The organism is Aquirufa aurantiipilula, assembly GCF_019923745.1.
Lineage (GTDB): Bacteria > Bacteroidota > Bacteroidia > Cytophagales > Spirosomataceae > Aquirufa > Aquirufa aurantiipilula.
In genome coordinates, this window is record NZ_JAANOG010000007.1 from 41,505 (window position 1) to 58,682 (window position 17,178).

General features: G+C 36.5%; 15 protein-coding genes. 11 read left to right on the forward strand and 4 right to left on the reverse strand.

Translation table 11 applies throughout. The annotated features are described in order from the left end of the window. The first annotated feature begins 242 nt into the window (after positions 1-242). The 4 genes from G9H60_RS09085 to G9H60_RS09100 all read left to right on the forward strand — a co-directional run bounded on the left by G9H60_RS09085 (position 243) and on the right by G9H60_RS09100 (position 5,115). Positions 243-1,895 carry a tetratricopeptide repeat protein gene (locus G9H60_RS09085; protein ID WP_223143743.1) on the forward strand — a complete coding sequence of 551 codons (1,653 nt, stop codon included), beginning with the start codon at positions 243-245 and terminating at the stop codon, positions 1,893-1,895. Between the two features lie 351 nt (positions 1,896-2,246). Continuing rightward, positions 2,247-3,443, forward strand: a complete 1,197-nt coding sequence (locus G9H60_RS09090) for a helix-turn-helix domain-containing protein (RefSeq protein WP_223143744.1) — start codon at positions 2,247-2,249, stop codon at positions 3,441-3,443. Positions 3,444-3,525: 82 nt separating this feature from the next. After that, positions 3,526-4,710: a helix-turn-helix transcriptional regulator gene (locus tag G9H60_RS09095; protein ID WP_223143745.1), complete on the forward strand. Its 1,185-nt coding sequence runs from the start codon at positions 3,526-3,528 to the stop codon at positions 4,708-4,710. A gap of 24 nt (positions 4,711-4,734) precedes the next feature. After that, the gene (locus tag G9H60_RS09100) at positions 4,735-5,115 is read left to right on the forward strand and encodes a PH domain-containing protein (protein ID WP_223143746.1); all 381 of its coding nucleotides are present in this window, start codon (positions 4,735-4,737) and stop codon (positions 5,113-5,115) included. A gap of 61 nt (positions 5,116-5,176) precedes the next feature. On the opposite strand, the gene G9H60_RS09105 is transcribed toward G9H60_RS09100, so the two are convergent. After that, positions 5,177-6,610 carry a Gfo/Idh/MocA family protein gene (locus G9H60_RS09105; protein WP_223143747.1) on the reverse strand — a complete coding sequence of 478 codons (1,434 nt, stop codon included), beginning with the start codon at positions 6,608-6,610 and terminating at the stop codon, positions 5,177-5,179. Between the two features lie 239 nt (positions 6,611-6,849). Between G9H60_RS09105 and G9H60_RS09110 the strand changes: the two genes are divergently transcribed. Continuing rightward, positions 6,850-8,223, forward strand: coding sequence for an alginate export family protein (locus G9H60_RS09110; RefSeq protein WP_223143748.1), 1,374 nt, complete (start codon positions 6,850-6,852; stop codon positions 8,221-8,223). Between the two features lie 100 nt (positions 8,224-8,323). Here the strand turns inward: G9H60_RS09110 and G9H60_RS09115 are convergent, their stop codons facing one another. Together G9H60_RS09115 and G9H60_RS09120 are read right to left on the reverse strand one after the other, a co-directional pair. Beyond that, positions 8,324-8,608, reverse strand: a complete 285-nt coding sequence (locus G9H60_RS09115) for an addiction module antidote protein (protein ID WP_223143749.1) — start codon at positions 8,606-8,608, stop codon at positions 8,324-8,326. A gap of 3 nt (positions 8,609-8,611) precedes the next feature. Continuing rightward, on the reverse strand, positions 8,612-8,911 hold the full coding sequence (locus G9H60_RS09120) for a type II toxin-antitoxin system RelE/ParE family toxin (protein ID WP_223143750.1): 300 nt from the start codon (positions 8,909-8,911) through the stop codon (positions 8,612-8,614). Positions 8,912-9,570: 659 nt separating this feature from the next. Between G9H60_RS09120 and G9H60_RS09125 the strand changes: the two genes are divergently transcribed. Further along, positions 9,571-12,282, forward strand: coding sequence for a bifunctional YncE family protein/alkaline phosphatase family protein (locus tag G9H60_RS09125; RefSeq protein ID WP_223143751.1), 2,712 nt, complete (start codon positions 9,571-9,573; stop codon positions 12,280-12,282). Between the two features lie 134 nt (positions 12,283-12,416). Beyond that, positions 12,417-12,980 (forward strand): YceI family protein, encoded by a 564-nt coding sequence (locus G9H60_RS09130; protein WP_223143752.1) that lies wholly within the window; start codon positions 12,417-12,419, stop codon positions 12,978-12,980. A gap of 55 nt (positions 12,981-13,035) precedes the next feature. Here G9H60_RS09130 and G9H60_RS09135 read toward each other — a convergent pair whose 3' ends face one another. Further along, the gene (locus G9H60_RS09135) at positions 13,036-14,472 is read right to left on the reverse strand and encodes a sodium:solute symporter (RefSeq protein ID WP_223143753.1); all 1,437 of its coding nucleotides are present in this window, start codon (positions 14,470-14,472) and stop codon (positions 13,036-13,038) included. Positions 14,473-14,536: 64 nt separating this feature from the next. Here G9H60_RS09135 and G9H60_RS09140 point away from each other — a divergent pair, with 64 nt between their 5' ends. The 4 genes from G9H60_RS09140 to G9H60_RS09155 are packed head-to-tail and all read left to right on the forward strand — an operon-like array spanning position 14,537 to position 17,177. Then, a complete protein-coding gene (locus tag G9H60_RS09140; RefSeq protein WP_223143754.1) occupies positions 14,537-14,869 on the forward strand; it encodes an ATP-dependent Clp protease adaptor ClpS in 333 nt (110 codons plus the stop codon). A 9-nt stretch (positions 14,870-14,878) separates the two neighbouring features. Then, positions 14,879-15,484 (forward strand): recombination mediator RecR, encoded by a 606-nt coding sequence (recR, locus tag G9H60_RS09145; RefSeq protein WP_223143755.1) that lies wholly within the window; start codon positions 14,879-14,881, stop codon positions 15,482-15,484. A 16-nt stretch (positions 15,485-15,500) separates the two neighbouring features. After that, complete coding sequence (locus tag G9H60_RS09150) at positions 15,501-16,208, forward strand: superoxide dismutase (protein WP_394369778.1); 708 nt, start codon at positions 15,501-15,503, stop codon at positions 16,206-16,208. Positions 16,209-16,211: 3 nt separating this feature from the next. Then, a complete protein-coding gene (locus G9H60_RS09155) occupies positions 16,212-17,177 on the forward strand; it encodes an isopenicillin N synthase family dioxygenase (protein WP_223143756.1) in 966 nt (321 codons plus the stop codon). The last annotated feature ends 1 nt before the right edge of the window (position 17,178 follow it).

Consider the following 17,178-nt stretch of genomic DNA (forward strand, 5'->3'; position numbering starts at 1 on the left):
TAGGTCATAAAGGAAACCTAAAGTACGGTTTTTGTGGATTGAAATATTATTAATGCTTAGGTGGTAGATTGTTAAATTACAGAAATGAGACATTGTTGTGACAGTACATATTTTGTCTAAAATTAGCCTTATTGTTAAATTGAATATGTTTTCCCTATCCTGTGTTCAAAGATAAATTGATTCATGAAATGGTTCATTTTATGATGTTCTAAATTATATGTTAGTTAATCTATCTAAATCCTATGAAAGTTTTCTTTGGCACAATTATTTGTACTTTATTAATCTCATTTATTTTGGCGTGTAATGAGCATAAGACCATGGAAGTAGGTTTACATTCTAGCCATGTCAAAACTCATGATTCTTTACTTATCGTTAGGCAACTGAATCTATCCAAGAAAAATCTCCTGAAAAATTATAGTTTAAGTATCTCAAAGGCCATTGAAGCTTCAAAAATGGCTGAAAAATTAGGCATACCTGAGCTTCAATATCAATCTTACACTGAAGTTATTCGAGGAGCTATGTTTGCGGGTCTTTATGATGTAGGAGCCTTGTATATGAACAAGTATTTGGATTTGGCAGAACTTGAAAATAATGAAAAGATGATTGGTCGTGCTACAGCTAATTTAGGGCTTTTGCATATGTTTTTAGGTGATTTGAATCAAGCAGATAGCTTATTCAATAAGGGATTAACCTTGGTACAACATTACGCTAAGGAACACCATGAAGAAGTTTCTTTGGAGGATCAAATAAATACTTTTTTAGACTTAGGACATATTTATTTGGGGAAAAAGCAGATTGATAAGGCTGAAAAATTCTATTTAAAAGGCCTCAGTTTGTCGAGAAATAAAATGGAATTCCAATTAGTCTCTGCTCAGTTAGCTCAATCCTTAGGTATTTTATATACTCAGCAGAATCAAAAAGAAAAAGCTAAGGCGTACCTAGACTTAGCTTTGAGCCAACAAAAGTTGTTGAATAATCATTCCATGATTTCTTCGTGTTATATGAGTTTAGGGGAATTTTCCGATAAGTTCAATTTAGAAGGGGAGTCGTTAATTTATTATCAAAAAGGTTTAGCACTTGCTCAAAAATCTGAATCAGTAGAATTAATTAGTAGTATATCTGATAGGCTATATGAAATTTTTCAAAAGCAAGGAAATCCAAGTCTGGCGCTTAAGTATTTGAAGATGAATTTGGATGCTAAAGCCAAAATGAAATCTGAGCAAGCCAAGGAATCATTATTCCGAAAGTCTTTTGCTCGAAATATTATTAAAAACGAGGAAGCTGAGAAATTGAAAGAGAAAAAAACTAAAATCGTATTAGGTTTATTTTTGTTTTTCATTTCAATGATTTTCATTCATTATTTTAGAAAATATTGGAAATCTAATCGAGAGTTAAAGGCCATTCAACAAAGGAATCAAGAAAAAATAGATAAAAGTCAGGAAGAAAATTCAAAATTATATGAAGACTTGGCTGTAGTAAATAAGCAAATGGCTTCAAGTGCTTTGCATGCCATTCAAAAGGAACAATCACTTAATCAGATTGTGAATCGAATTAAATCGACGAAATCTGAGAATTCAGATTCTGTTCATTTGTTAAAAAGTATTTCTAAAGATATTGAAAAGGTTAATTCTACTAAAAATTGGGAGGAATTTGAAATTAGATTCATTGAAATACATTCCCATTTTTTTCCTAAACTATTGGAAGTGCATCCCAATTTGAGTTATAATGAACGCCGACTTTGTGCCTTTTTAAAGCTAGATATGAGTACAAAAGAAATTACAAATTTGACTGGACAATCGTTGAGGGCGGTGGAATTGGCACGAATTCGTTTGAGAAAGAAATTAAATTTAACCAATTCTGATACAACAATATTTCAGTATCTATCTGATTTTTAGCACGTTGTATTTATTTTCTTTTTGAGACAATCATGTGACAGTGCTTTTTTTGGTGCTGCCTTATCTTCATCCTTTATTTGTAACATCTTTAATGATAGAACATATTAAAGGAATAGAACACAGAGATTGTTGAAAGCTCAGCCTAATTTTAGGCTGAGCTTTTTTATGGTTTTAGAGCTTAATGAATTTTTACCGAGCAATACGATTTTTCTCCATTTTCGTTACGTTAAATAAATAATTGACCAATCAGTTTCCTTTGAATTTACTTTTAATGATTTAATTTAATAAGTTTACGTATCTCCGTGTCATTACATCATACTATTTATAACCTCATAAATAATATTGGTAAGAATGAATTCTTGGTCACCGGTAGATTATTTGTTTTATTTGAGCTTTGTTTTCTTTGCCTTTGGAATTTCTCTATTCTATAAAAAAGGGCTAATAGCAACAAAATTTCTAGGGATACAGTTTTTGGGTTTAGCCTATCAACTTTTTGCAGGCTATTTTATTCAACCTAGTCATATAAATGATTATCCCCATTTTTTTAGAACGGTATCTCCATTTTTCTATCTTTTAGGGCCTTTAGCGTATTTATTTCAACATTATTTACTTTACCCCGAAAGGAAATTCCGTTTGGTTCATCTACTGCATTTTTTGCCTTTTATATTACATGTAGTTGAATATATTCCCTTTTATATTCTCCCAGCAGAGTTAAAATTACAAGAGGTAAGGTACGTATTTCAACAAAATACCTTCTTTAATCCCTTGTCGTCTTATGGCTGGATTTCTATGCGTGATCACCTATTCATTAAAACCATTTATTACCTAGCCTATATCATTTGGACTACCTACGAATTATATAATTTTTACAAAACTACATCTCGCTCTTTCCTGAAAAAGAATTCGCTGATTGTCTATTGGTTAACAGGTGACATGATTATGAAATTTATTGTGATTATTTTACATTGTTTTAACTTGATTTTTGCGAAAAAAAAGCATTTAGAACTCACCTACATGGATTACATATTCGTTCTTGAGTATATAACCATGATGGTATTTATGTTGTTGAATCCTAAACTACTGAAAGGGCCAAGTCTGAAAGGATTAGTATTTCAGCATTCCGCTGGTTTTAATGAAAAAGAATTGATTGAGTCCAGTAGACAAGAAAAAGCCCATCAAAAAGCTTCTCGCGATAAGTCCGTATTATTTACTTTAAACCGATATTTTGAAACGGAACAATTGTTTCTTCGTCCAGATATTACCCTAGCTGAAGTAAGTAGATATTTGAAAATTAAACCAAGAATTATACGAATGGCTCTTCAAATGGAATTGGAATTGTCCTTTTCAGATTATGTCAATACTTGGCGAATTCAATATGCTGAGGAGCAATGCAAGGAAAATCCTAAATGGAAAAATTATAAATTGGAGGTTATTGCCATGGAGTCAGGTTTCGGAACCCGACAAAGCTTTAATTCAGCCGTTAAAAAAATCAAAGGCGTTTCGCCTGGTAAGTATTTTGAAGATATTCTTCAACCTTCGAATAAATAAAAAGGCAATCGGTGGAATTATCAGTCAAATTCCAATATATTCAAAGGTGAAATTGAATAAGCCATTTAAGATATAGCCAAACATGTCACCCATAGATTATTTGTATTATCTGTGTTTTGTTTTTTTTGCTTTTGGAGGATCATTCTTCTTTAAAAAAGGAATCGTTGCTACTAAATTTCTAGGTTTACTTTTCATTGTTCTTGGGCTTCAAACATTTTTGAATTATTACATCCGCCCTGAATATCTTTTAATATATCCCCATTTTTTTAGAACCGTATCTCCATTGATGTTGACCATAGGGCCACTCTATTACCTATTTCAACAATTTTTACTATATCCAGAAAGGAAATTTAAGCCCGTATTACTATTGCATTTTTTGCCATTTGCTTTGCATGTAATTGAATACATTCCTTTTTATATTTTACCCACTGAGGTGAAAATTTTAGAAATAAAGGAAATGATTTCTGAAAATACCATTTATACCATTCATTCAAAATATGGATGGATAACCATGAGAAATCATTTATATATTCGATTCTCTTCTTTTTTAATCTATGTTACTTGGGGCTTTGTCGATTTACTTAAATACTATCAATCAGCCTCCAAATCATTCATAAAGAACAATTTGTTAATTGTTTATTGGTTGTTCTTTAATATGGGTATGAAATTCATTGTGATGGGTCTTATCATATATAATTTGATTTACCCAGATAAAAAACAAATCAGTTTACCCTGGAAAGATTTTTTCTATTTAGTAGAATATGTATTGATGATGTTATTCATGCTGTTTAATCCAAAATTATTGTATGGCCCCACTTTGAAGGGCTTAATTTGGCAACAAGCTTTAGGTAGATTGGATGGACTTGAGGAAGTTGGCAATAATAAGGATATCTCAGTTAAAATTGTCTCTGGAAATGAACGAGAAAGAGCTTTATTGGATACGCTTAACCGGTATTTTGAAACGGAGAGGATTTTTTTGAAACCTACTTTAACTCTAATAGAAGTAGCTAGAAAACTCAAAGTGAAACCTCGATTGATTCGTTTAGCCTTACAATCTGAAATGGATATTTCATTTTCGGATTATGTCAATACTTGGAGGATTCAATATGCAGAAGAGCAATGTCGAGAAAATCCCCGATGGAAAAATTATAAATTGGAAGTGGTAGCCTTAGAATCTGGTTTCGGAACTCGACAAAGTTTTAATTCAGCCGTGAAGAAAATTAAAGGTGTATCTCCTGGGCAATATTTTTCTGAATTTTTATATTAGTTTTCATCATTTAAATAACGTTTTATGGGTTTATTTTCTGCCATTTTAGGTAATGCAGGTACGGTTTCGCCGGAGCAATTGCAAAAGGATTTTGCTAAAATCTTGATTGATGGCGAAGCCATAGAAATAGGTTTTAAATTATTACGTGATACCTTTATTTTCACGAATAAACGCTTGATTTTGATAGATAAGCAAGGAATTACTGGGTCAAAAACGGAATATAAATCCATCAATTATAAATCCATTTCCAGATTTAGTGTGGAAACCGCTGGGACTTTTGAGTTAGATGCTGAATTGAAAATTTGGATTTCAGGAGAAGCCAATCCTAGCATTATCAAGCAATTCAATAAATCAGTTGATGTGTATGAGGTCCAAAAAGTGTTAGCTTTTCACGTTTTGAAATAAAATCTTACATAAAAAAAGCATGGCTTTATGGGCCATGCTTTCTATTATACTTCAAAAGAGATTACAATTTCCAGCCAGCACGGTATTCGCGCTTCACGAATTGGTTCGCATCTTCGAAATTGGTGATTTTCATGTTTTGACCATCCCAAATTAATTTCTTGCGTCCAGGATAGTTGAAACGGTTTGCTTGACCTTGGATAGGGGTGCGCAGGGTATAACTACGAATAGCCAAATTACCCATCAATACCGTTTCAGATAATGGACCAGCATAATCAAATGAAGAACTTAATTCTTTATGTTCTTTGGAATTAAAGCCTGCCTTACAAGCTTCTGCCCACATGGCCTGATGACCATATTCTTTTAAGTTGTTGGGTTCTTGTTTAGGCATTTCAATTTTATCCCCATTGTTTAAATAGATACGCGGCTCCAAGCCATAAGTAGCATGCGTTAAAACACCTTTGCTACCGATCATGACAACACCATTGCTATTGTCTGCTGTACCAATAGGATCATTTGCTGGAATCAAGTCAGGATGGAAACCACGCAAACCTCCATCTGTCCAGTTCATGGTTACGGCTGATTTATTCTTTTTGGAAGCAGGGAATTTCAATTGGATAGAAGCGGATGGTGGACAACCCTCAGGAATGTATTCTGGTTGGTTACCACTGATAAACACAGATCCAATACTAGCCTCTACCTCTGTAGGATAACCTAGTCCAAGCGCTCTAAATGGTCCATCAATTAAATGGCATCCCATATCTCCCAAAGCACCTGTTCCAAAATTCCACCAACCTCTCCATTTAAATGGATGATATGCTGGGTTATAGTCAATCAAAGAAGCTGGTCCTAACCAAACATCCCAATCGATGTCGGCTGGTTTAGCATGCTGACCCGTTGGAACAGGTATTCCTTGCGGCCAAATTGGACGATTGGTCCAAATGTTTACTGTATGAACTTTTCCAATTAAACCTTGATCTATCCATTTAACAATTTGTTGAGTGCCGGGGCTAGATGCTCCTTGATTTCCCATTTGAGAAACAACTTGGTATTTTCTAGCTGCCTCAGTCATCGTACGAGCCTCAAAAATATTGTGGGACATGGGTTTCTGCACATATACGTGCTTTCCCAATTGCATGGCGGCCATGGCTATGGCAGCATGATTATGGTCAGGAGTAGAAATGGTCACCGCGTCGATGCTTTTGTCTTTTTCCAACATAACACGCCAATCTTGGTATTGACCAGCTTTAGCGTATTTCTCAAATAATGGCTTTGCTCTAGTTAAATCAACATCACAAAGAGCCACAATGTTGTTGACCCCTTCATTAAAGGCGTTGTTCACGTCCGATAGGCCTTTACCATTGATACCAACCCCTGCAATGTTTAATTTATCACTAGGTGCTTGATAACCCTTTCCAAGGACATGGCGAGGAACGATGTAAAAGCTACCTGCTGCCATTGCGCCCTTACCTAAAAAACTTCTTCTTGAAATGCTCATTTTCTATGTATTTAAATGGATTTAGATGAACGTAACATGTAATTCCGATGGATTAATGTAAGCCAATATAGTTTAAAATTGCATAATTTCTATCTGTATTTGGATTAAAATACGGAAAGCAAGGTTGGAAAATAGGTCAAACACCCAATTTCCATGGTTCAGGATAGCTAGCCCATTTAATTTACCTAATTTGCACCTTCATATAATCTGGATTTATTCCCGCTTTATTTTTTCGTTTAGTGAAAAAGAGTTTATTCATTTTTCTTTTCTTGCTTGGTCTATTTTTACCCAAAGTTTTGGCACAAAATATTGCTAGAATGCGCCAAGACGATAATTTCTCCTATTTGAAATTAGACACCAATCGATTCAAGACTTGGGACGAATCATTGAAATACCTACCATTTGTAAAAGGTAGCACGATCAGCTTTGGTGGGGAATGGAGGGAGCAATACCAATCTTATACCCATGTGAATTTTGGCGATGTGCCTGATAATTTTACCTCAGAAAATCCGCATCAAATCATGCACCGCGTCATGTTGCATGCCAATTGGGAATGGAGTCCAAAATTTAGAGTATTTGCTCAATTGAATAATACGCTTCGTTTTTTAAATGATAATCCAATCACCTCGACATTAGATCAAAATGCCTTATCCTTGCATCAGGCATTTTTAGAGTGGAATATACATCCAAATCTGTCAATACGTCTAGGAAGGCAGGAATATACTTGGGGGCTAGAACGCTTGATGGCGCTAAAGGAAGGACCTAATACCCGACAACCTTATTACGGCGCTACCGTCAAATGGTATGATGGAAATCAAAAAATAGACGCTTTTATTGCAAACCCAATCAAGCAGAATACAGGGGTATTCGATGATGTTCGCTCTTCAGAAGTGGTGGCAGGAACCATTTGGAATCACACTTTTTCTAAAAAGAGGGACTTTTTTGATGTCTATTATTTTTTTATGGAAAGTTCTTTGAGGGAATATTACTTAAAGAAAGGATTAGAAGCTAGAAATACCTTGGGAACTCGCTGGTATAGTGAGAAGAAGACATTTAATTATGATTTGGAAGTGGCTGGTCAGTGGGGGCATTTCAATGATCTGAGCATTCAAGCATTTTTGTTTGTCTATGATTTTAACTATCAAATGAAGCGGCATTTTTTCTTAGGATTCAGTGGCAACTGGGTTCCTGGTGATGTGTCAAACCATGATCAACAGTTGAATACGTTCAATACATTGTATTCTAGACCTCCATTTGGACAAACAGTTTCCTTAAATATTACGAATACCTTGAATATCAGCCCTTACATTCGATTTAGCGATAACCACAAATGGATGACGACTTTGCGGGCATCTTTGGTTCAAAGAGCCAGTCTGCGCGATGGTATTTTTACTCCTAATATGTCGGCATTATTACCAGTATTGGGGCGTCAGATAGAAAGTAATGCAAGCGGAGTGGCGGATATTTTTGCTTTAGATGCCAATTATTTTGCCAACAAACATTTGACATTTCAATTTGAATTAGGCTATTGTAAGGCAGGAAATTATTTGAAGGAAACGGGACCAGGCAAAGATGTTCATTATTTTGCCACTCGGGCGGCGTATAAGTTTTAAAATTGAAAGTTGGCTTCGAGTGTCTCAGCCAACTAACTTCAAGAACCTCAGCGAACTAACTTTGAGTGCCTTTGCCAACTGGCTGTTGTACGTTCGATTTTTATGTGGTTAATGGATTTATTTGTATTTGTCCACCAACTGCTTTCAAAACTTTCATTATTGTTGAAAATTGAGGTTTGGATCCTTCAGATAGTGCTTTGTACAAACTTGGTCTGCTCATCCCTGTTTCTTCTGCAATTTTGGTCATACCAATTGCTTTTGCAATATGTCCAATTGCAGTAACAATATCAGCCTCATTGCCTTTTTCCAAAACGGTATTTAGGTATTCAGCAATCAATTCGTTGTTGTCCAAATAATCTGCAATGTCAAATTTTGACGTTTCCATTTTCTATTTTTTTAATTTTTTCCAAATTTCTTTTGCCTTTTCAATGTCTTGTTGTTGAGTCGATTTATCACCTCCCATAAGTAGAATAATAATTTTCTGATCAATTTCTTTGAAATAAACTCTGTAACCTTTTGCGTAGTTTATTTTCAGTTCTTGAATTCCATCTCCAACGGATTCGCAATCTCCAAAGTGTTCGTCTATTTCTATTTTTTGAATTCGGAACAAAATTTTTGCTTTTGCTCTAATGTCATTTAGTTTCTTAAACCACTTATCAAATTCCGTTGTTTTTTCAATACAGTACATTCTTTCAAATGTATCCAGTTGGATACAAAATTATGATTAATAAGTTAACTAACAAATTCTTTTTAAACGTTGGCTTTGAGAGCCTTTGCCAAATGCGAGGGCCTCAGTTTTAAACGTTGGCTTCGAGAACCTCAGCCAACTAACTTCGAGTGCTTTTGCCAACACAAAGCTGTTCGACAAGTTCACCTCTCTACGTTTCAGTGTAAACTGAGGGGTTATGTCGAACGTCAGAATTATATAATATTGTCCTTGGGGTTCTTGAATGGAATATGCATAAGTCATGCTTATAGATCAAATTGAAAGTTTTTGTCTCCAAAAATAAACCAGCAAATGAACAATAGTAATCTGTAAACTGATAACGCTGGAACGAAATCAGTTTAATGGATTATTTATGATGTAAGGGGATATGTCTGAGATTAAAAATTTCTTTCATCTGTCGTTCGACATGACCCTTCGGTAAATGTCGAACAGCGGAAGGGGGGTAAATGAGATTAAATATTTCTTTCAAATGAACATCCATGTTGATAAAGTTGGCTGAGGCTCTCGAAACCAACTCTAATTTTTGCCTAAACTATTTCGATTCAATTTCATCATATTTTAATACATAATTGTTTAAGCTTAACTCTAAGAGTTTTACCTTCGTTAAATTATTTAAACCTATGAACACTATATTAAAATCTATTTTCCTCTCATTTTGCGTATTTCAAGTTAGCGCACAAACCATTTTAGAAGTACCCGGGCGAGATTTACCAGCCAAAATTGACATCCATGGTTATTCCGTATTACCTTCTGGTCGCTTGGTAAAACCTGCTGGTAAAACGCTTCGCATCAACAGTGATCCATTTGGTATGGTCATTAGTCCAGATGGAAAATGGGCCGTAACCTTGCACAATGGGGCTTTTACGCGCATTGATTTAGAAAAACAAATCTCTAAACGTTTTCCTCCTTACGGCACACCTTCTAAACTTTCACCCTACGGAAAAAGTACCTATTTGGGCGTTGTATTTTCACCCAATAGTGAATGGATTTACTTAAGTGGGGGCGATTCAGGCAATGTATTGGTCGTTGAATTATCCACAGGGAAAGTCCTAAAAACCTTTAGCCTAAATGGAAGCTTTAAAGGTTATGATTTTGATGATAGCTTTACCTCTGACCTAGTTCTATTGCCAGAAAAAAATGAATTGTTGGTCTTGGATCGGGCCAATTTCAGGATGGTTCGCATGAAAGCGGAGACGGGTGAAATTGTAGGAGTGGTTCCAACAGGTCGTCAACCATTTGGTATTTCATTAAGTCCTGATCATCAATTTGCTTTTGTAGCTAATGTGGGGATGTATTCTTACCCTTTGATCGAAGGTACCACCTTAGCCAATCTGCAATCACAGCACATTCCTTGGCATCCCTATGCCAACGACACGAAAGAATCTCGTGAAGGAACCGAAATCATGGGTAAAAAGATTCCAGGGGTAGGGGATCCTAATTCGGATGAGTCCATGAGCATTTTTCAGATTAATTTGTCGACGAACCAAATCACCAAAAAATATAAGCCAGGCTTTTTATTAGGCGAAATGGTGGAGGAGATGGAAGTAGTGGGCGGATCTAGTCCCAACTCATTGGCTGTCAGTTCAAAATTTGCTTATGTCAGTAATGCTACTAACGATAATATTGCCGTGTTGGATTACGCGACTCGACAAATCAAATCGCATATTCCGATTAAGCTAAATGCTGTTTTAGATAAGAGAAGAGGCTATCTGCCGTTTGGTTTATGCCTGAGCAAAGACGAAAAAACCTTATATGTAACCTTATTAGGACTAAATGCCGTGGCAGTAATTGACATCCCAAGTCAAAAAACCAAAGGCTTTATACCGACAGGCTGGGGCCCAACGCGCGTTAGACTATCTGCGGACGAGAAAACACTCTATGTTACGACTTGTCGTGGTTATGGAGCTGGCCCCAATGGAGGTAAAGACTTTAAGGCGCCTGAACAAGGTTCTTATGTAGGTGATATTCAATTAGGTACATTCCAAACAATTGATATGCCGAATGAGGCACAACTAGCTGCTTATACGCAAGAAGTAAAGAACAATACCTACCAAGAGTATTCAAGTAAGGGGAGAGGGAACAAAATCCTGTCATTAGACAAAAATAAGCAGGCCCAATCTCCGATTAAACATATTGTTTACATCACGAAGGAAAACCGTACCTACGATGAGATTTTCGGCCAATTTAAAGGAGCTAATGGTGATTCAACGATTGCTCGTTATGGTCTAAATCAAACTGTAGTTTTACCAGATTCCTTAAAAACGACTTTCCATAACGTTAATGTGATGCCCAATCACTCACTTTTGGCTAAGCGATTTGCCATGAGTGATAATTTTTATTGTGATAGTGATGCCTCAATACATGGACATCACTGGATGGTAGGAGTAATTCCCAATGAATGGGTAGAAGCTAACTCAAGTGTCAGTAAGTCTGCCAAAATCTTCTCCAAAGCACCAGGAAGGAGACATCCGGGTACCACAGGAAGTATTGATCCTGAGGATTATGCAGAAGTAGGAGGATTATGGGAGGCCTTAGAACGCAAAAATATTTCCTTTTACAATTTTGGAGAGGCTAATGAAACAGCACATACAAGAGAAGAATGGTTTGATACGTTAACAGGTGCTGGCCATGTAGTGATGGTTCCTATGCAAAAAGCACTTTGGAAGAATACAAGCCATAACTATGCAGGATTTAACATGGATATTCCAGACATGTTCCGAGCGGAGCAGTTTGAGTCAGAATTTACCAAGATGTGGTTAAAAGGCAAGAAAAAAATGCCTTCCGTTGTGACCATTCAATTGCCCAATGACCATGGTTCTGATCCTAGACCAGAAGATGGATACGTAAGCAATCACTCCTTTATGGCAGATAATGATTTGGCATTAGCTAGAATGATTAACTTCTTGTCCACGACGCCATATTGGAAAAATATGTTGGTCATAGTGACCGAAGATGACCCACAAGGTGGGGTTGACCACGTAGATGCTCACAGAAGTGTGTTAATGATGGCTGGACCATATGTGAAGCGAAATTATGTTTCCCATAAACATGCCAATTTTGGATCCTTATTGCGTTTGATTTATACCAATTTTGGAGTGCCCAGTGTGAATCATTATGACCAAACAGCAACCTTATTGGATGATTTCTTTACAGAAAAACCGGACTTTAGTCCAGTGGATTTTGTATTCCCTGATCGTCGAATATTCCAACCAGAGGTAACTATGAAAAAATACAATAAGACTATTGATTGGAAAAAAATTAAAAAGCGTGTAGAGATGGATAATGTAGAGGAAATGCGCAAAGAACATTATAAAAGCCTAGAAGATAAGTAGACTTTTTTCGCAGGATTTTGGATTTTTGTCGCAAATATTTCCACTTCCTTGAGGATTTTTTGATTTGTTAATTGCTTTTGTGTTATTAAATGGTAGTTTCGGGTTCTATAATTAACCCATTAAAAAATATTATTATGAAAAAATTACTTTTAGCTATTGCTTTATTGTCATGTGGATTATCTGCCCAAGCTCAGAAATGGAATGTAGACAAATCCCACTCAAAATTAGGATTTAGTGTTGTTCACTTATCTATTTCAGATGTAGAGGGCGCATTTAAAATTACTGAAGCGACTATGACTTCAGCTAAAGATGATTTTACAGATGCAAAATTTAATATTGTTGCCGACGTAAATACAGTTTTCACAGACAATGAGCGTCGTGATACACACTTAAAAAGCCCAGATTTCTTTGATGCGGCTAAATTCCCAACATTGACATTTGCTAGCAAGTCAATCAGCAAAGTAGCTGATCGTAAATATAAATTGGCTGGTGATTTAACTATGCACGGAGTAACTAAGCCAGTTACTTTGGATTTGGTATTAAACGGAACTACTACAAACCGTCAAGGTAAAAAGGTAGCTGGTTTTAAAGCATCAGGAGCTATTAATCGTACTGCTTGGGGTGTAGGTACTATGCCTGCAGCTATGGTAGGAGAAGATATTGAATTACGCGCTAGCGGCGAGTTTATTCAAGAGTAATTATTATTCCTCGTTCTAATGGAAAGGCGACCCTAGGTCGCCTTTTTTATTGTCATTATTTTTTTATGCGGATGGCCCAAAGTAGCGCAAAACAGATAGCCCCATTGAGAATCAATTTCGCGAAGCCAAATCCACCAAATAAAGCTTGAGACTGCCATTCCAATAAAAAGGTAATGATAGGGGAGGCTACGCAAATAATAGGAACCCATTTGTCTTTTACCTGAGTTTTGGTGAATAATCCAAAGGAAAATAAACCTAACAAGGGGCCATAGGTATAACCAGCTAGGTTAAATACAGCAGAGATTAATTCCTGATTGTTGAAAATATGAAACAAACCAATAACCACGAAGAATAAAGCGGAGAAGCCTAAGTGGACATAATGTTTGATTTTATGTCTTTTTTGTTCTTGAAACTTCTCAATACGTAAGAAATCAATACAAAAAGAAGTAGTAAGAGCCGTTAAGGCAGAATCTGAACTAGCGTAGGATGCTGCAATGATTCCTAATAAAAAGGTAACAGCAGCTAAGGTGCCAAAGTGCCCATTTAAGGCAAGCATGGGATATAAATTATCGGTCTGTGCAGGAATAGCTATGTTTTTGCTTTGTGCGTAGATGTATAATAAGGCTCCCAAAGAAAGGAATAAAAGGTTGATTAATAGAAGCACCCAATAAAACCAAAACATGTTTTTCTGAGCTTCTCCAATGGACTTGCAGGTCAGGTTTTTTTGCATCAAATCTTGGTCAAGACCTGTCATCACGATGGCGATAAATACCCCTGCTAGGAAGTCTTTACCGAAGAAGTGGGTGTTTTTCCAATCCCACTCAAACATGTGCGAATATTTGCTATCAGAAATAGTATGAACCATATCCATGAATCCCATGTTCATTTGTTGACCTACCAAAAAAATGGTAATAAACAAGGCAATCAATAGGAATAAGGTCTGTAATGTATCCGTCCAGATGATGGTTTTTACACCTCCTCGGTGCGTATATAGCCAAATCAATAAGATGGAAATGAATACGGTTAAGCCAAAAGGAACACCAATAGGGGCGAAAATGGCAATTTGTAGGACATTGACAGCTAAATATAAACGAGCTGCAGAACCAATAGTTCGGGATAATAAGAAAAAGGCTGAACCCGTTTTATAGGACCAGAATCCAAATCTACTTTCCAAGTAGCCATAAATGGATATCAGGTTCAAACGATAATACAAGGGCATTAATACGAGAGCAATGGTTAAATAACCCAGTGAATGCCCTAAGATTAATTGATAATAGGTAAAAGAAGTTTTTCCAACTGCCCCAGGCACGGAAATAAACGTTAATCCTGAAATGGAAGTACCTATCATCCCGAAGGCGACTAACCACCACGGAGATTGCCTATTGGCCGTAAAGAATGCATGAGTATCAGCACCTTTAGAAGTAATGTAGGAAATGATTAAAAGTAGGCCAAAATAGATGGCAAGAATTCCTCCGGCTAAAGTTACAGACATAGGTGTTTCAAAGGATTTTTTTTAAATTTGCTAAGAGGTCGTTTTTATAAATCGTATCAAAAATATGGAATTCTCGGAAGATAACATTTCTCGTTTTCGTATTTCTTTTCAAAACCAAGAAAAGCATCAAGAAGATGTCGAGGTGGCCTTTGATGAAGAAGTCATTCCTTCCCACCAGTTGGTCGTATACAATGACGAGGTTAATTCCTTTGATTATGTCATTGTAACCTTGATGGAAGTATGCGAGCATAGCCCAGAACAAGCGGAACAATGTACCTTACAAATTCATTTTAGAGGTAGATGTGGTGTTAAATCTGGAGATTTTGATGAATTAGTGAGCATGCGAAATGAAATTTGTCGTCGTGGCATTTCTGCTGAAATAGAGTCTTATCAATAGCGTATGGCCATGAATAATTACCCTTCTCGGATTATAGAACAGGCGGTAGAGGAAATATCGAAGTTGCCGGGTATAGGGAAAAAGTCAGCTTTGCGCTTAGCGCTTCATTTATTGAAGCGACCAGAATCACAATCCTTGCAATTAGCACATGCTTTAGTTCAATTGCGAACAGAAACCCAATTTTGTCCACAATGTCACATGATCTCCGATGGAGGTTTGTGTGGTATTTGCAATAGTCATAAGCGAGAAGAAAGTCTGATTTGTGTCGTGGAAGATATGCGAGATGTCTTGGCGATTGAAAATACAGGACAGTTTATAGGTTTATACCATGTTTTAGGTGGAATCATTTCCCCATTAGCGGGTATTTCTCCCAGTGATTTGCAAATAGAATCACTGATTCAAAGGGTAAGTTCGGGTAAAATTACGGAAGTGATTTTAGGACTGAGCCCAACCATGGAAGGAGATACCACGGCTTTTTATTTGACCAAAAAATTAAAAGAATTTCCAATTAAAATTTCCACCATTGCCCGTGGTATCCCTATTGGCGGTGATTTGGAATATACGGATGAAATTACCCTTGGGCGAAGTATAGTCGGCCGAGTAGTCTATGAATAATCTTATATCTACGCTCATGAAAAGATCACATTTTTTGCAGAAAACAGTTGGCCTTTTAGGCGCGACGATGGTTTTGCCCTCTTTTGCTTCTGAAGCAAAAAACCGTTTGGAATCAGCACTATTTACTTTGCCTGCGCTGAATTACTCATTTGATGCTTTAGAGCCTCATATTGATAAATTAACGATGGAAATTCATCATGACCGTCATCATAAGGCCTATGTAGATAATTTAAATAAAGCAGTTACGGGTACATCTGCTGCATCATTGTCATTAGAAGCCATGATGGGTCAAATGAGTCAATTACCAGTAGCTATTCGCAATAATGGAGGTGGACATTGGAATCATAGTTTCTTTTGGAAATTGATTGGTCCTACCACTGCTTCTAAACCAAGCACCGAATTGTTGGCACAAATTCAAAAGGATTTAGGAGGATTAGATACCTTTAAAACTGAATTTGCGAAAGCGGCAACGGGGCGTTTTGGTTCAGGTTGGGCTTGGTTGATTTGGAAGGAAGGAAAATTAGTGATTAGTTCAACGCCCAATCAAGATAATCCATTAATGGATGTAGCGGAGGTAAAAGGTACACCTATTTTAGCTTTAGACGTTTGGGAGCATGCTTATTACTTGAAATACCAAAATAAGCGAGCAGATTACATCACTGCATTTTGGAATGTCGTTAATTGGGATTTTGTATCTCAGCAATATTCATCAATAAAAAAATAAACTATGTTATTGGAAGAAATACCTTCTTTAGATTTGAATGAATTTAATTCAGGGGATCCGGTAAGGAAAGCCAAATTTGTTCAAGATTTAGGTAATGCCTTTAATACGATTGGCTTCGTTGCTGTAAAAGGCCATGGCTTGTCGGATGATTTTACAAAAAAATTGTATCAAGAAGTAGAGCAATTTTTTCAATCTTCAGATGAGCTAAAACAAGCTTATGAGGTACCAGGAATAGCAGGACAGCGCGGATATGTTGGAAAAGGTAAGGAGACAGCCAAAGGCTTCAAAGTACCAGATTTGAAGGAGTTTTACCATGTGGGTCAGAAACATCAAGACGATGGAGATTCAGTGTGGAGTGAATATCCAGAAAATGTTTTCCCAAAAGAGTACCCTGATTTTGAGACTTATACCGTTGGAGCATATCAAACTTTAGAAAATGCAGGCAAATCGCTTTTAAGGGCGATTGCTTTGTATTTAGCATTGCCAGAGGAATATTTTGAGGATAAAGTGAAAAATGGTAATTCCATCTTGAGAGCCATTCATTATTTCCCAATTCCTAATCCCGATGCTTTACCAGAAGGTGCTGTTCGTGCAGCAGCCCATGGCGACATAAATTTAATAACTCTCTTGATGGGTGCTTCTGCTGAAGGTTTGGAAGTATTACGTATGGATGGAAAATGGATTCCTATTACTGCTTTACCTGACCAGGTTGTCGTGAATGTTGGTGATATGCTGGATCGATTGACGAACCATCACTTAAAATCGACGATTCACCGAGTGGTGAATCCTCCAAGAGAGAAGATGGGAACCTCACGTTATTCCATTCCTTTCTTTATGCATCCTAGATCCGAAATGGATTTAACTTGCTTAGAATCCTGCGTTTCAGTGGAAAATCCTAAAATGTATACGGATATGAGTGCTGGTGAGTTTCTAACAGAGCGCTTAATTGAATTAGGTTTGAAAAAATAAG

What these genes read in the sequence shown, in the direction of transcription:
- G9H60_RS09085 (WP_223143743.1), top strand. Translation starts at nt 243, where the DNA reads ATGAAAGTTTTCTTTGGCACAATTATTTGTACTTTATTAATCTCATTT.
- G9H60_RS09090 (WP_223143744.1), top strand. Translation starts at nt 2,247, where the DNA reads ATGAATTCTTGGTCACCGGTAGATTATTTGTTTTATTTGAGCTTTGTT.
- G9H60_RS09095 (WP_223143745.1), top strand. Translation starts at nt 3,526, where the DNA reads ATGTCACCCATAGATTATTTGTATTATCTGTGTTTTGTTTTTTTTGCT.
- G9H60_RS09100 (WP_223143746.1), top strand. Translation starts at nt 4,735, where the DNA reads ATGGGTTTATTTTCTGCCATTTTAGGTAATGCAGGTACGGTTTCGCCG.
- G9H60_RS09105 (WP_223143747.1), bottom strand. Translation starts at nt 6,610, where the DNA reads ATGAGCATTTCAAGAAGAAGTTTTTTAGGTAAGGGCGCAATGGCAGCA.
- G9H60_RS09115 (WP_223143749.1), bottom strand. Translation starts at nt 8,608, where the DNA reads ATGGAAACGTCAAAATTTGACATTGCAGATTATTTGGACAACAACGAA.
- G9H60_RS09120 (WP_223143750.1), bottom strand. Translation starts at nt 8,911, where the DNA reads ATGTACTGTATTGAAAAAACAACGGAATTTGATAAGTGGTTTAAGAAA.
- G9H60_RS09125 (WP_223143751.1), top strand. Translation starts at nt 9,571, where the DNA reads ATGAACACTATATTAAAATCTATTTTCCTCTCATTTTGCGTATTTCAA.
- G9H60_RS09130 (WP_223143752.1), top strand. Translation starts at nt 12,417, where the DNA reads ATGAAAAAATTACTTTTAGCTATTGCTTTATTGTCATGTGGATTATCT.
- G9H60_RS09135 (WP_223143753.1), bottom strand. Translation starts at nt 14,472, where the DNA reads ATGTCTGTAACTTTAGCCGGAGGAATTCTTGCCATCTATTTTGGCCTA.
- G9H60_RS09140 (WP_223143754.1), top strand. Translation starts at nt 14,537, where the DNA reads ATGGAATTCTCGGAAGATAACATTTCTCGTTTTCGTATTTCTTTTCAA.
- recR (WP_223143755.1), top strand. Translation starts at nt 14,879, where the DNA reads ATGAATAATTACCCTTCTCGGATTATAGAACAGGCGGTAGAGGAAATA.
- G9H60_RS09150 (WP_394369778.1), top strand. Translation starts at nt 15,501, where the DNA reads ATGAAAAGATCACATTTTTTGCAGAAAACAGTTGGCCTTTTAGGCGCG.
- G9H60_RS09155 (WP_223143756.1), top strand. Translation starts at nt 16,212, where the DNA reads ATGTTATTGGAAGAAATACCTTCTTTAGATTTGAATGAATTTAATTCA.